This window comes from Arthrobacter zhaoguopingii (genome assembly GCF_009828605.1).
Classification (GTDB): domain Bacteria; phylum Actinomycetota; class Actinomycetes; order Actinomycetales; family Micrococcaceae; genus Arthrobacter_D; species Arthrobacter_D zhaoguopingii.
The window spans coordinates 114,522-128,320 of sequence record NZ_WIAE01000010.1 but is presented as its reverse complement, the minus strand read 5'-3'; the positions used below and the strand labels follow the sequence as shown (position 1 = coordinate 128,320).

Annotated in this window: 16 protein-coding genes; 6 read left to right on the top strand and 10 right to left on the bottom strand. The window is 68.4% G+C overall.

Annotated elements, in window-relative coordinates:
- From GVV77_RS13825 to GVV77_RS13815, 3 genes are all read left to right on the top strand, one after another.
- Positions 1-837 (top strand): HNH endonuclease signature motif containing protein (locus GVV77_RS13825; RefSeq protein WP_159619290.1); only part of this gene is annotated, 837 nt, incomplete at its 5' end.
- A gap of 295 nt (positions 838-1,132) precedes the next feature.
- Complete coding sequence (locus GVV77_RS13820; protein WP_159619288.1) at positions 1,133-1,744, top strand: DNA alkylation repair protein; 612 nt, start codon at positions 1,133-1,135, stop codon at positions 1,742-1,744.
- Between the two features lie 68 nt (positions 1,745-1,812).
- Positions 1,813-2,706, top strand: a complete 894-nt coding sequence (locus GVV77_RS13815; protein ID WP_159619286.1) for a potassium channel family protein — start codon at positions 1,813-1,815, stop codon at positions 2,704-2,706.
- A gap of 139 nt (positions 2,707-2,845) precedes the next feature.
- Here the strand turns inward: GVV77_RS13815 and GVV77_RS13810 are convergent, their stop codons facing one another.
- The 8 genes from GVV77_RS13810 to GVV77_RS13775 all read right to left on the bottom strand — a co-directional run bounded on the left by GVV77_RS13810 (position 2,846) and on the right by GVV77_RS13775 (position 9,547).
- A complete protein-coding gene (locus GVV77_RS13810) occupies positions 2,846-3,991 on the bottom strand; it encodes an RNA polymerase sigma factor (RefSeq protein WP_159619284.1) in 1,146 nt (381 codons plus the stop codon).
- Between the two features lie 3 nt (positions 3,992-3,994).
- Positions 3,995-4,402 carry a YciI family protein gene (locus tag GVV77_RS13805; protein ID WP_159619282.1) on the bottom strand — a complete coding sequence of 136 codons (408 nt, stop codon included), beginning with the start codon at positions 4,400-4,402 and terminating at the stop codon, positions 3,995-3,997.
- Between the two features lie 135 nt (positions 4,403-4,537).
- Entirely contained in the window at positions 4,538-5,410 is an 873-nt protein-coding gene (locus tag GVV77_RS13800; RefSeq protein ID WP_159619280.1) for a DUF4097 family beta strand repeat-containing protein, read from the bottom strand.
- A complete protein-coding gene (locus GVV77_RS13795; protein WP_159619278.1) occupies positions 5,407-5,904 on the bottom strand; it encodes a hypothetical protein in 498 nt (165 codons plus the stop codon). Before GVV77_RS13795 ends, GVV77_RS13800 begins: the two co-directional genes overlap by 4 nt.
- Positions 5,905-5,971: 67 nt before the next feature.
- A complete protein-coding gene (locus GVV77_RS13790; protein ID WP_159619276.1) occupies positions 5,972-6,235 on the bottom strand; it encodes an META domain-containing protein in 264 nt (87 codons plus the stop codon).
- Positions 6,236-6,463: 228 nt separating this feature from the next.
- A complete protein-coding gene (locus tag GVV77_RS13785) occupies positions 6,464-7,729 on the bottom strand; it encodes a S8 family peptidase (RefSeq protein ID WP_159619274.1) in 1,266 nt (421 codons plus the stop codon).
- A 197-nt stretch (positions 7,730-7,926) separates the two neighbouring features.
- Complete coding sequence (locus GVV77_RS13780; RefSeq protein WP_159619272.1) at positions 7,927-8,670, bottom strand: alpha/beta fold hydrolase; 744 nt, start codon at positions 8,668-8,670, stop codon at positions 7,927-7,929.
- Between the two features lie 19 nt (positions 8,671-8,689).
- Positions 8,690-9,547 carry a formylglycine-generating enzyme family protein gene (locus tag GVV77_RS13775; protein WP_246199823.1) on the bottom strand — a complete coding sequence of 286 codons (858 nt, stop codon included), beginning with the start codon at positions 9,545-9,547 and terminating at the stop codon, positions 8,690-8,692.
- 208 nt (positions 9,548-9,755) lie between these two features.
- Between GVV77_RS13775 and GVV77_RS13770 the strand changes: the two genes are divergently transcribed.
- Complete coding sequence (locus GVV77_RS13770; RefSeq protein ID WP_246199822.1) at positions 9,756-10,664, top strand: glycerophosphodiester phosphodiesterase; 909 nt, start codon at positions 9,756-9,758, stop codon at positions 10,662-10,664.
- Positions 10,665-10,874: 210 nt separating this feature from the next.
- Positions 10,875-11,564, top strand: coding sequence for a DNA alkylation repair protein (locus GVV77_RS13765; RefSeq protein WP_159619270.1), 690 nt, complete (start codon positions 10,875-10,877; stop codon positions 11,562-11,564).
- A 220-nt stretch (positions 11,565-11,784) separates the two neighbouring features.
- Here GVV77_RS13765 and GVV77_RS13760 read toward each other — a convergent pair whose 3' ends face one another.
- Positions 11,785-12,636, bottom strand: a complete 852-nt coding sequence (locus GVV77_RS13760; RefSeq protein ID WP_159619268.1) for a metal-dependent hydrolase — start codon at positions 12,634-12,636, stop codon at positions 11,785-11,787.
- Positions 12,637-12,814: 178 nt separating this feature from the next.
- Between GVV77_RS13760 and GVV77_RS13755 the strand changes: the two genes are divergently transcribed.
- A complete protein-coding gene (locus GVV77_RS13755; protein ID WP_159619266.1) occupies positions 12,815-13,141 on the top strand; it encodes a GYD domain-containing protein in 327 nt (108 codons plus the stop codon).
- Between the two features lie 49 nt (positions 13,142-13,190).
- On the opposite strand, the gene GVV77_RS13750 is transcribed toward GVV77_RS13755, so the two are convergent.
- On the bottom strand, positions 13,191-13,562 hold the full coding sequence (locus GVV77_RS13750; RefSeq protein WP_159619264.1) for a VOC family protein: 372 nt from the start codon (positions 13,560-13,562) through the stop codon (positions 13,191-13,193).
- Positions 13,563-13,799 lie beyond the last annotated feature (237 nt).

The window sequence follows — 13,799 nt, the reverse complement described above, 5'->3', positions numbered from 1 at the left end:
CTGCGCGGGCGCCGCAACGGGCTGCACTTCCTGGAGATCGGGGCCACGGATGAGCAGTTCGAACACCTCGCCACGGTGATGAACACCGCCACCAACCCCCGCCTCCCCGGCACCGGTGCGGGCCCGGACACCGGATCCGGTGACGAGCCCGGCGGTGGAGGAACCCGTAACGACATAACCGGTGACACCCCGGATAGTGGATCACACCGCGCCTCCCCGTTTGGCGCAGACGAGCGGCCCACCCGGGCGCAGCAGCTGCTGGCGGGCCTGGTGGGCGCCTGCAGGATCGCCCTGGCCACCGACGGCCTTCCGGCCGCCGGCGGGCACCGCCCCCAGATCATGGTCACCATCGATTACCGGACCCTGACCGGCGAGCTCGACCACGCCGGCGATGCGGTGTTCGCCCAGCAGATCCCGGCCCGCAGCATCCGCCGGCTCGCCTGCGACGCCGACCTGATCCCCCTGGTCCTGGGCGGCAAAGGCCAGGTCCTGGACCTTGGCCGCGCCCAGCGGCTGTTCCCACCGCACCTGCGCCGGGCCCTGGTGGCCCGGGACAAGGGCTGCGCCTTCCCCGGCTGCACCATCCCCGCCACCTGGTGCGAGGCCCACCACATCACCCCGTGGGAAAAGGGCGGCACCACCACCCTCGGCGACGGGGTGCTGCTGTGCTCCCACCACCACCACCGCATCCACGACGGCTCCTGGACCGTGCACTCCCGGCACGGCATCCCCTTCTTCCTCCCACCCCACCACCTCGACCCCGACCAAAAACCCCGCCGAAACAGCTACTGGACAGCCCGACCCCCCAAGAGAACCACCGACCCCCTACGTGAATGAGCAGGAGAGCACCTCCTCGCCGTCCCACCCGGCCAAGCGGCCCGACGGCGCGGCTCATCCAAGCGGCTCATCCCAGTGGCCCGATCACGCCGCCCGACGGCGCGGCTCATCCAAGCGGCTCATCCCAGTGGCCCGATCACACCGCCCGACGGCGCGGCTCATCCAAGCGGCCCGACGGCGCGGCCCGATCACGCCGCCCGATCGCCCCGCCCAACCAGGAGACTTTCCCGGTTTCGGATGCAGTCCATCGATCCAGCTTGCGCCGCAAGTCAGAACCCGCCCTAGGGTAAAAGACATGAGTGCCGCCGCCGACTTCATCGACGACTCCCTTCAGTACGAAAGCACCGAGGAACGCGCGGAGGACTACACGTGGCGCCTGGGGGAGTCCCTCGAGTTCTATGGAGCGTCCGTGGGCGCCATCCGGGGCACCATCCGCAACGCCTCCCGGCGCTACCCGGAACTCCAGCACGACGCAGTCACCGCCCTCGCGTCCGAACTCTGGAGCCGGCCCGTCTTCGAGCGCCGGCTCGCGGCCGTGGTGATCCTACAGTCGAACCTCAAACTGCTCCACGTTTCGGACCTCACCCGCGTCGAGGGATTCCTGCGCTCGGCCGCCGTGCGCGACCTTGCTGATCCGCTCGCGGTCGACGTCGTCGGAGCACTCCTCCTTAGGCTTGGCGGGCAGGACGCCCTCCGGGCACGGGCGGTCCTCGAACGCTGGGCGGCCTCGGAGAACATCTGGCTGCGCCGGGCGGCGGTGCTGGTACACCTGCCCGCTTTCCGGAAGGGCGAGGGCGACGAGGCGGTCTTCCGCCGCACGGTCCGGCTGGTAACGGGGGCGCAGGACGGGCGGGTCGAGGAGGTAGAGGAGGTGATGCGGCTCGTCCGTGAGGCTATCGGGTCTTGAACAGCGGTGGTGTCACGGCGCCGCTGCGGCGCTCGTCCGAATCATGATGCTCGTCCGTAAGATGAGGCATGACCTTCTCGGACGCGGTCTGGACGGCGGCGGGTGCCGGGCTCATCCTGCTGATGCTCGCCGACGTCCTTTACACCCTCCTCTACCCTCACGGGTCCGGTCCCGTGTGCCGGGCCATCATGCGGGGGTTCTGGCACGTGTCACGAACGGTGAGCGGGCGGTCCTCCGCCTTTGCCGCCCCCGCGGCAATGGCTGCCGTCATTGCGGCGTGGGCTGCGCTGGCGGTCGTGGGGTGGGCCTTCCTGTACCTACCGCACCTGCGGGACGGATTTGTCTACGCCGATGGCGTGCCGCAGGAGGGAAATTTCACCGAGGCACTCTACATTTCCATGGTCGCCCTCTCCACCGTTGGATTCGGCGAGATTGTTGCGGGGGACGCCGGCCTCAGGCTGCTCACCGCATCCCAGGCGATTACCGGCTTCGGCCTGTTGGCGGCAGCGGTGTCCTGGATCCTGCAGGCCTATCCGGCGCTGGGCCGCCGCCGCGCGCTCGCTCATGAACTGAACCTACTCCGGGAGGCGAGCGGTCCGGAGGGTCTGACGCCTCTGGACCCACACCATGCTGCCGGCCTCCTTGAATCGCTGGCCCGGCAGGTCTCGCTGGTAAGCATCGACCTGCTGTCGTTCTACGAAAGCTACTACTTCCATGAGGTGCAGGAGAGGGGCTCCCTGCCCGACACCGTCTCCTATGCCCAGCAGCTCGCCGATGATGCCCAACGCAGTGGTGACCCCGAACTCCGCTTCGCGGGCAGAATGCTTACCTCGGCCTTGGATGACCTCGCCCAGGTTCTCCGCAACCGGTTCGGCCATTCCGGGGCGACCTCCTCGGCGGTCTTTGACCACTACGCCGTGCACCACCGACACCGCCGGGTCCGCGCCGGGCGCACCCCGTAGCAGCCGGGCGCACCCCCATAGCAGCCGGGCGTGCATCCGGGTCCGCGCCGGGCGCACCCCGTAGCAGCCGGGCGGCGCCAGCAACAGTTGCTACACCCCGTAACCGCCAGCGCACCCAGGAGCAGCCCGACGCCTCCGGTCAGCGGCGGAGAGCCGTGTTCAGTCGGGCGGCCTGCCGCGTCAGGTGATCCCGTTCCGGGCGGTTCGGTGCCTGCCGTGCCGCCTCCGTGTAGAGCCGTGCCGCGGCCACCCGATCGCCGTCCCGCTCGTGGAGGTATGCAGCGGCGGCAGTATGACGGGGGATGGCGGGATCGAGCGACGCCAGCGCGGCCAGGCCGGCCCGGGGCCCGTCGGCCTCGCCCACCGCAACGGCCCGGTTGAGCCGGGCCACCGGGCTGTCTGTGAGGCGCACCAGTTCGTCGTACCACTCCACGATCTGCACCCAGTCGGTCTCGGCGGCCGTCCGGGCATCGGCGTGCAGCGCGGCGATGGCTGCCTGCGCCTGATACTCGCCCAGCCTGTCACGGGCCAAGGCTTTCTGCAGCACATCGACACCCTCGGTGATCAGTCGGGTGTCCCATAGGCTGCGGTCCTGCTCCGCGAGCGGCACCAGGCTGCCGTCGTTCCGGGTCCGTGCGGATCGCCGGGCGTGGTGGAGCAGCATGAGCGCCAGCAGCCCGGCGACCTCCTGGTGGTCAATCCGGGCTGCGAGCTGCCGGGTCAGCCGGATCGCCTCGGCAGCTAGGTCGAGCTCGCCCGAATAGCCCTCGTTGAAGACGAGGTAAAGGACCCGCAGCACGGTAGCCACGTCACCGGGCTGGTCGAACCGGATGCCGGCGACGGTCCGCTTGGCCCGGCTGATCCGCTGCGCCATGGTGGCCTCACCGACCAGGTAGGCGCGTGCAATCTGCCCGGTGGTGAGACCTCCAACAGCGCGCAGCGTGAGCGCAACCGCCGACGACGGTGTGAGGGACGGGTGGGCGCATAGGAAGTAGAGCTGAAGCGAATCGTCCCCGCCCGGGCCGGAGCCGGGGGAGGGCTCGGCCACGACCCGCTGCTCCCGCAACCGACGCGAGGCATCGGCCCGCACAGCGTAGAGGAACTTCCGCCATGCCACCGTCACCAACCAGCCCTTCGGGTCACGCGGCGGTCGCTCCGGCCAGGTGTGCAGGGCCTCGATCACGGCCTCCTGCACCGCATCCTCGGCCGCCGCGAAGTCGGCTCCGCGGCGGACGAGGACGGGGATCACCTCAGGGGTGAGGCTCCGAAGGAGGACCCCATCCATGGGTTACTCCGTCACGGTGGGAGGCATGGCAAGGAACGGACGCAGCTCGAGCCACTCATGAATCGGCCGGCCGCCGGCCCCCGGAGCCGCTGACAGCTCCCCGGCAAGCTCGAGCGCGCGGTCGTAGCTGTCGACGTCGAGCACCATCCACCCGGCAATGAGGTCCTTGGTCTCCGCGAACGGGCCGTCGGTGACCGGGGGTCGTCCCTCGCCGTCGTAACGGACCCAGGTGCCCTCGGGCGACAGCGCCTGGCCGTCGATGTACTCGCCGGTTTCCTGAAGCCGCGCGGCGAAATCGTCCATGTACTGCAGGTGGGCCGAAATCTCCCCGGGCGTCCACTGGTCCATCGGCACGTCATTCACCCCGGTCGGTGCCCCGCGGTAGTGCTTGAGCAACAGGTACTTGGCCATCGTCGTCTCCTTCTCGTTCCTAGAACACAGCCCATTGTGGCTGTATTCACTCCAGGGACGAAGCAGCACGGGAAATCTCGACATCCGTCTGGAAATTCTCTTCGGTACGGTGCTTCCGCCCGCGGGGGACCGCGGCTACGGCATTCCGGATCCGACGTCGGAGCTGCTGTGAACGGTGACATCTCCATAGGAGGAGTTGGCGCGCACCTGAACCGCCGCGTGGCCGTCGTCGGGTGCATCGGCCGGGTCGAGCCCGCTGCGGACCTGCCCAAACTTCGTGGTCAGTCCCAGCCAAACCGCAGTGCCCGGCCGCACGCCGATATCAATCGACCCGGCGGAGGTGTGCGCGGTGATGACTCCGCGGTGCACCTCCTGAATCCGCACTGCACCGTTGGAGGCCCTGGCGTTCACATTGCCGCCGGCTCTGTGAATCAGGATGTCGCCGTTCGCCGCCTTCACCTGCAGGTCTCCGGTGACCTCGCCGACGAAGGTCTCGCCGTTTGAATTTCGAATGCTGCCGGACCCCTCAAGGCTGTCGACGTGAATCCTGCCGGTACCGCTGGTCAGTTCCGCTGGGCCGGTTGCCCGCAGGACCGTTATATCGCCCATTCCGGTCTTGGCCCTGAGGGCGGCGCAGGTGCCGACGCGGATCTCGCCCACACCGGTGGACAGCGAAACGTCACCGAACTCCCCGTCCACGCGGAGGCTCCCCATCCCTGAGGACACCTCCAACGACGAGCCGATCGGGACCTCGACGGCGGCGACGACGGCGCCCCCGTCGCTGAACCAGCTGTGGCGGCGCCATTGCTTCAACTTCACGCTCAGCCGGCCGTCGACGAACTCCACCGTTGTCTGTTCGGCGGCGTCGATGTCCAGGAACCGTGACGGGTTCCGCGGGCGGACGTCGACGGTCACCTCCGCCCGGTCGGTGGCGCCGACCCAGATGTCACCCCGGGCGCCAATGTCGATGCGCGCTCCAACGGGTCCGGAGGTTTCAAAGAGCGTCATGAGCGTGCCCATCCTGTGATGCTTCGGGTGCCGGGAATCGGCCTGGAAACGGGCCGTCCTGCACTGGAATCGAGTGACGCGGCGACCGCGCGTACCAGCCAGGTGTTCACCGACAGGCCCTCACGGCCCGCCGCGGCTTCAACCCTCGCCTTCAGGTGGTCGGGCAGCCGCAGCGTCGTCCGGGTGGAGCCGCCCTCCTCGGATAGGGCCGGGATGCCGGCCTCCACTCCCGCTGCTGGACCGGCAGGTTCGTCCGGCAGGCTGACGACGAACTCTGGATCGACGCCCCGAAGGCGGACCTCGACCGAACCCGGTGCCAGGTCATCGGTGATCTCGCCGGCCGCGTTGGACAGGGCATCGAGAAGCATCAGGCGAGCGGCGGATTCAAGCGGAGTCACCAGGCGTTCTGCGACATCCCGGGCATCCCCGCCCCCTGCCTCCGCTGCGACGAGCAGCTGTTCACGGAGCCGCTCAAGATAAGGGAGAAGGTTCATGACACCAGTATGACACCATGTGGTGTCAGCGTAAGGGCTCGGGAAAATAGTCCGCCGGGCCGGCGGGCTATTCTTCGCGTTCAAACGTCAAGGAGCCGCGGTCATTGCTCAGAATAAGGGTCTGTCCGTCCCAGCTGTAGCTCAGCGGCCGCTCGATGAGGTGGTGCAGCCACAGGTCGTAGTCGCCGACCGGCGGCGCGCAGTACTGCGCCTCTATGGACATCCTGCGGGTGTCAACGACCAACCTGTCCTCGGTCACTCTGACAGGGGCCTGGAGCCCGCTGCACGGCGGCCGGATGGAGGCGGTTCCCTCCCCTCCGGCGTTTGTCATCCGCCAATGGATCGGATGATCCCCAAGCCACTGGAGGTCACCGGCGGGATCCGTGCCGGAGACGGTGCGGAACTGGATATCGTCCAATCCATGGGCGGCCGGGCCACCACAACCCGATACCGCGCCGGCGAAAACCGCCAGCATGCCGAGCAGGATCCGCCGCGCTGGAATTCCGACCAGAGCGATCCCGGTGCGGGGGCGGCGGCGATCCGGCGGTCCTGCCACCGGCTAGAACCGCGACACGTTCAAAATCGGCTCCGGGAAGCCATCGAGGTCGTTCAGGAGAGGCCCGGGCTCCCCGGAACTGACCAGCGCGCCCTGGACCTGCTCGGGCGGAGCGCCCGGATTGTTGGCACGGTACAGCGCGGCACCGCCTGCGACCAGGGGAGCGGAGAAGCTTGTTCCACTACTGGCTGCGTACTGGCTATCGAGAAAGGTGGAACTGAGGCAGGTGCCCGGTGCGGTGATGTCGACGGCCGGACCAAAGTTCGAGTAGAACGCAAGAGTGTCGTCCGTCACACCGGGTATGCAGGCCTCGGTGGGTCCGAGGCCGCCCGGCCGACCGTCGGTGTCGGACATTGCGGAGACGGTGATGACTGAGGAAAAGGCGGCCGGTTCCAGGAAGCCCGCGTCGCGGGCCTCATTTCCTGCCGCTGCCACCACGGTGACACCGGCGGTCGTGGCTGCACAGACGGCCTCGAGGATCATGCTGTCGTTCGGGGGTGCGCAGTCGACGTCATAGCCGCGCAGGGGTCCGCCGAGGCTGAGGTTGGCGACGTCGACGGTGGCGGCGTTGGCGGTGACCCAGTCCAGCCCGCACAGGAGGCTTGAGTCGGTGACGATTCCCTGCGGGTCGGCCACCCGGACCGCCCACAGCCGCGCGCCGGGTGCTGCTCCTACCCGTCCAATCGCATTGTCAAGGGCGGCGGCAAGACCGCCGACCATCGTGCCGTGGCCGACGACGTCCTCGTGCCCGTCCCCGGGCGCACAGTCAGCGCCGCCGACGACGTTGAGGTCGGGATGATCCGACTGTAGGCCGGTGTCGAGGACCGCGATGTCGGCGTCGACCCGCTCGTCGATGCCGTCGATCCTCGCCGTCGGACTCTCCAACGCGCCGATCCGCTTCACGCCGTTCGACACGAGCTGGGCCGGCTGCGGCGGATTCTCAACCGCGCCGATCTGAGGAGCAGCAACGGTCCGGTCCGGCAGGATTTCGCTGACGCGCGGATCGGCCTGCAGCTGCCGGGCCTGGGCCTCGGACAGCACGGCCGAATAGCCCTGGAAGGCTGAGCTGTAAACGATGTCCGGCTGGACTCCCGAGGTCTGTGCATGCTCTGCCGAGACCTGGCCCGCATCAACGCTCGAATTGAGGATGACGATGACCGGCCCGGCAGCGGCCGGTTCACTGGGCTCCACACCGCCCGCCGGCGAGGGTCCAAGGGTTACGGCGAGCAGTGCCGTGAGGATAGTTCCGAAAATTCGTGAAGCGTTCACAAGACGCCTTCCTGGCCTGCAGATGGGGCAAGGTTCGGGGAGGATCGCTCACCGTTGTGCCCATCTTAGGTGCGCCGGGGCCATGCAACAACGGGCGAAAGGCCCGCTGGTTTCCCTGGACCGCCTTCAGAACTTCCCCGCGGACGGCGTGCCAGCACGCCGCCGGGCCCGACGACGGGGACGTCCACGCCCTGCCGCTAGGCCGAATCGGCAAGTTGCCGGGCGAAAAACCGCGCCTCGGCCTCGATTTCGAACCGCGGCACGGCGGTGTGGCCGCCGGCGTTCGCATGAAGCGACTTTTCGGTGGACGCGAGGGCGTCATACACCCCGAGGCCCACCGCACGGTCCACGAATTCGTCATCCCATTGCAGCAGGAACTGGACGGGCACCCGGATACGGCGGGCCTGCTCCCTCAGCTGATCGCTGCCGGTGAGTCCCAGGACGGCGGCGGTGATCCGCCGTTCCCCGGCGACGAAGGGGATCCCGATCGTTGCCCCCAATGACAGTCCCCAGAACCCGATGCGGACGTCTGCGCCGATCTCGTCGAGCGCCTGGACAGCGGTGAGCACCTCGAATAATTCGGGCAGGGCCTGGGTGGCGATGTCGGCGTTGTATCTCTCCATCAGGTTGCGCACCGGGGTGCCGTCGCGTCGCGCTTGCGTCAACTGCTCGATGAACAGCGTGTCGCGCGCGCTCCGTTCCCGGTCACCGTGGCCCGGGGCGTCGATGGCGACGATGGCGGCATCCAGCTCCTTCAGGTACTGCCGGGCGCGGCCCGCCACGGCCGGTGCGCTCTTATGCTGGCCGCCGCCGTGGGCCAGCAGCACCAGCGCCGTTCGCTGGCCCGGCTGGTCCCGGGTCCACATCACCCCCGGGACCGCCCCGAGCCGGAAAGGACGTTCGAGGATGCCGTCGGCCTGGGTCCCTCCGATGAATTTCATGGGTTCTCCCGCTCGGCGATCAAGGTAACTCCCGGTGCGGGGTCCAGCCAATAGGGAGCGGGCCCGTGATGTCCGCGCGGCGCCGGTCGGCGGCCGCCGACCAGCCCTGCGCCTCCCGGGCGCCCGGTTCACCGACCGCCCCCCGCGCCACCCGGAAACCAATATCTTCAAGGACAGCGTCCGGGGCGCTGCCCCGGCGGACCGACGCGCGGGTGCTCCACGCCTTGTCGGCCCACCCACCTCCACGGAGGGTCCGGTAGTCGCCGTACCGGGCAGTGTCGGCATAGTCCCAGCACCATTCCCAGACATTTCCGATCATGTCGAACAGTCCAAAGGCGTTTGGAGCCTTCAAGGCCACTTGCCTGGGTGCTTCGACCCGGTCCGCCGCCGTCCACGCGATGTCCGGGAGCGGCCCGTAGGTCGGGGTCAGCGTGCCCGCCCGGCAGGCAAACTCCCACTCCGCTTCGGTGGGGAGCCGGTAGCCGTCCGCACCAACGTCCCAGGTGACTTCCCGCGAAGAGATGGTGTAGGCCGGCCGAATCCCGGTCCGCGACGACAGGTTGTTGCACCACCGAATGGCGTCGAACCACGTTACCGGGTGAACGGGAACCAGTCCCGCCCGTTCCGGGGCTTCCGGTGAACCGCTGGCCTGCGCCCACTCGGCCACCGTGATCTGCGTTCTTCCGATCGAATACGGAACCAGGGTGACCGCGCGGAAGGAGCCGGACCGGGCATCGCGCATTTCGAGGGTGCCCCCGGGAACCAATACCAGCGGGACAGCCCCGGCGGGCGCGGCAGGAAAGTCTGGCTGTGCCAGGAGGGCGGGATTCTGCCGGTGGAGGGCAGCGCCGTCGTCCTCATTCGCCGTCGTCATCATTCACCATCGCTCCCATTCGCCCGCCCTCATCCGACTGTCCTTTGTCGCCATGGCCCTCATTGTCCACCGGATTTCCCTTGTCCACCCGGATTCACCCAGGCGTTGGATGCCTGTCTCCGGCTGGCCACCTAGAGCCGGAAGAGTCTCGTGGGTCAGCTGTTACGGCTGAACACAACGAGAACCTGCTTGTCGACCAAGGAGATTGCCTGTGACGCATCCCACCGCGAAAGTAAGCACACCCCGGCGGAAGGAACCCCTTCGGGCCCTCCTCACCGGCGTGATGACCCTGGCGACCCTCGCCGCAGGCATCAGCGGAGCCGCCGCCGAATCCGCAAAGGAAGGCCGCACCACCGTGATCGCCCACCGCGGGGCCTCAGCAGACGCCCCGGAGAACACGCTTCCCGCCGTCGACCTCGGAGCGGCTGTGAAGGCCGACTTCGTCGAGATCGATGTCCAACGCACCCTCGACGGCGAACTCGTAGTCATCCACGACACCACCCTCGGACGCACCACGGACGTGGAAACCAAGTTCCCCGGCCGGGCCCCCTACCGCGTCGCCGACTTCACCTATGCGGAAATTTCGACGCTCGATGCCGGATCCTGGTTCGGTCCGGAATTCGCAGGGACACGGGTTCCGACGCTACAGCAGGTCCTCGATACCCTGCATGGCCGGGCGGGGTTGCTGCTCGAGGTCAAGAGTCCCGAGCTCTACCCGGGGATCAGCGCCGATATCGCAGCCGAGCTTGACTCGGAGGGTTGGCTGAACGCCGACGAGCGGGCCGGACGCCTCGTCGTCCAGTCGTTCAACTGGGACTTCATGAGGGAGTTCAATGCCCTTGCTCCCGAGGTCCCGGCCGGGCTGCTGGGTGGCCCGCCCGCACCGGCCGAATACGCCGAGCTGTCCACCTGGGCCGATCAGATCAACCCCAGCCACACCCGGGTCACCAGCGGGTTCGTGGATCTGGTCCACCAGTACGGAATGGAAACCTGGCCGTACACCGTCGATGACCCGCAGCGCATGCGCGCCCTGACCGCCCTCGGCGTCGACGGCATCATCACAAACAAGCCCGCCCTCCTCAGTGACCTGCTGAAGGTGGACGCCGTACCCACCCGTTAGGCCGATGCCACCGGTACGGGGATCCGACCGCCCCGTACCGGTGGTTCCACCGGACGTCCCGCGGTGCCGCGGTTACGACCGCAGCCGGATGCTGCCGTCATGACCGCAGCCGGAGGCTGCCGTTGCGGCCGCGGCCGGACGATAGCCTTCACCACCGCGGTGCGGAAGGCTATCATCCGGGAAAACGCCGGATCGAGGAGGGCATCACCAATGAGGACTGCTGCCGACTTCGAAGCCGCGCTCCGTGCGCTCGCCACCGAGGACCAGCGGGTCAAGTACAGGCGGTTCTTCCCCGGGGACAACTCCTTCATCGGCGTGCGGATGGGGGACGTCTTCAGCCTGGCCAAGACCGCCCTCGAACTGCCGGTGGCCGAGCTTGAGGCACTGCTTGAAAGCCCCACCCACGAAGTACGCGTGGGCGCCTGCTCGATCATGGGAAAGGCGGCCATGGCCAGGAAGATCCAGCCCGGGCGCCACCTCGAGTTATATGAGCTGTACCTGCGGCGGCACGACCGCATCGACACCTGGGACCTGGTGGACCTCGCCGCGCACCAGGTTCTCGGCACGTGGCTCCTCGACAAGCCCCGGACCCCGCTCGACCGGCTGGCCGAATCCCGCTTCTGGCCCGAACGGCGCAGCGCCATCGTCGCGACGGCCGCGTTCTTGAAGCGGAAAGAGGTGGATGACACGCTGAGAATCGCTGCAGTGCTCGCAGGGGATCCCGAAGAGCTCGTGCAGAAGGGGGTCGGGTGGATGCTCCGCTATGTCGGAGACATCGATCGGGCGAGGCTGCTGGCCCACCTCGACCGGTACGCGGGCGCGATGTCACGTACAGGAGTCCGGGCGGCCATCGAGAAGCTCGATACCCCAACCCGCGACTCCTACCTCCGATCCCGCTGACGCGGTGGGCGCCCATGCGGAATCAGTACGTCCGCCCGTGGAAGGCCGCGGCCTGCTCCACCCCTGCCACTCCCACCAGGCCACTCCCACCCGGCCACTCCCACCCGGCCAGGCCAATCCGGCCAGGCCAATCCGGCCACTGCCAATCCGGCCACTGCGATCCGCTTCCCTAGCCCGCTACCCCAACCCGCTACCCAACCGGACATACGCACCCCGGCTCCTACCCGCCCCAGCCCGATGCGCCCAGCACGCCCAGGGTCTGCAGCGCCGGGTTATCGATCCTGAGGAGCGATGCACCAATCCCGCCCACCGCATACAGCGAGACCGGCACCAGCAGGCACCACTCCCGGAGGGATCCCGCGTTGCCCAGGATGGGCACGGCGAAATGGCCGTTCCGCTTCCACATCCAGCCCACCACCGGCAGTGACGCCACGACCCGCGGCGGTCGAATCCGAAGCGGGTAGAGGAGGTTGCAGCCCCCCGTCGTCATCATGTCGCCGGCGATGTGCACGACGACGCCGAGCCCGACCGCGATCGGGAACCAGAACTGCTCCTCGGGTGCGAAGGCGGTGACGAAGGCGCCGGCGGCCAGGCCCACCGCCCAGGGGAACTTGCGCATGGTGTCCGGGATGATCTTCAGCGCCTTGGCGGCGAAGGAGACCAGCAGGACGGTCAGCACGCCCGCTCCGGGATAAACAGTCCCATACGCTGCGGTTTCCGCGGTCCACATGCCTGCCAGCCAGGCCAAGCCCACGAAGGCCAGCACGCCGAGCAGGGAGTGGGTACCGCGGCGGTGCCCACCGGCGATCCTGCCGATGCCGGTGCAGACGAGGTTCGACACCGGGGGCAGTGAGTTGGCGATCGTTGCGCTGCGGTGGTCCGCGTCCGGGAGAAGTGCGGCCCCGGCGGTCACCAGGGCGCCCGTCACGACTCCGATGGGGCTGACGTCGAGCAGACCGAGCCCGAGGCTGAGGGATCCGGGTGCAACGGCAAGCAGCCCGGCCACCTCAATCCGGGTGGTCACAGCGACCCAGGCGGCTGCGCCGCAGGCTGCGTGGTGGGCTCCCATCATGGAGCGGTCCCTTCTGGAGAAACTTCGCCGTGCCGCAGATCTGCGGGCCGGGCGTTTGGCCTCACCATCGTTGCCGCTGCCACTGTCATTGTGCCCGGCAGGGCCATTGCCGGTCGGGTGGCGGGCTGGCATTCTTGAGGGAACCGCGGCCGCCAGCAGCACATGGGAGGAACCGAGGATGCCGCTCTACCTGTCGAAATTCAGCTACACCCCCGATGCCTGGGCCCGGCTCATCGGCAACCCGGAGGACCGGCGGGAGGCCGCCCGGACCTACATCGAATCGGTTGGTGGAAGCCTCCACGGCTTCTGGTACGCCTTCGGATCCTCCGACGGCTACACTCTCTGGGAGGCACCGGACAATGTGTCGATGGCCGCGGTGGCCATGGCTCTTAGCGGAGGCGGCGCCCTCAGTTTGCTGGACACGACGGTGCTCATGACGGTCGACGAAACCCTCACCGCCCTGCGCCGCGCCGGGGATGTCCGATACCGCCCGCCCGGCGCCTGAGCTCACCCGTAACCGAGCCGCCGGTGGGCCCTCCGTCTGAGAGGCGGAGCTACCGCTCCTGCAGCACGGACAGCACGTTTCCCGACGGATCCTTGAACCAGGCGATGAAGGGCCCTCCGCCGCGGTGGACGCCGGCGTCATCCTGCTCGATGCCGTCGTAGCGTTCGAGGCGCACTCCGCGCTCGGCGAGCGCGCCGACGGCGGCGTCAATGTCATCCACCTCGAAATTCAGGACCGTGTAGCTCGCCGGAGTGGAGTCGGGTTGTTCGTAGACGAGGGTGTCCCGTCCTCCGGCGAGGTGGAGCCACATCAGGCCGTGCTCCTCGGAGGTCCTGAGCCCGAGGGTGTCACCGTAGAACCGTCGGGCATCCTCAAGGCTGCGGACCGCCAGGCCGCTGAAGGCCTTGGAATCAGCGAACATGGTTCATCTCCTCCTCATTGGGGCCGCTGCACCGCGGCCGGTAGCCCCAGAATGGCACTGTGCGCGCCCGCGCAACAGGGGAGACTGCGCAGCTCCCGTGCCCCGCGGCCCGCAAAGGGCAGGCGTCATCCAAAATTTCGGCCATTGCTTGTTGCCAAGGGGCCCGCAAGGGAGTGAAGTAGGTCCCATGTTCACGCCGGGGTCCGGCCGCTGTCCGGTGCCGGAACCGCGCACCCG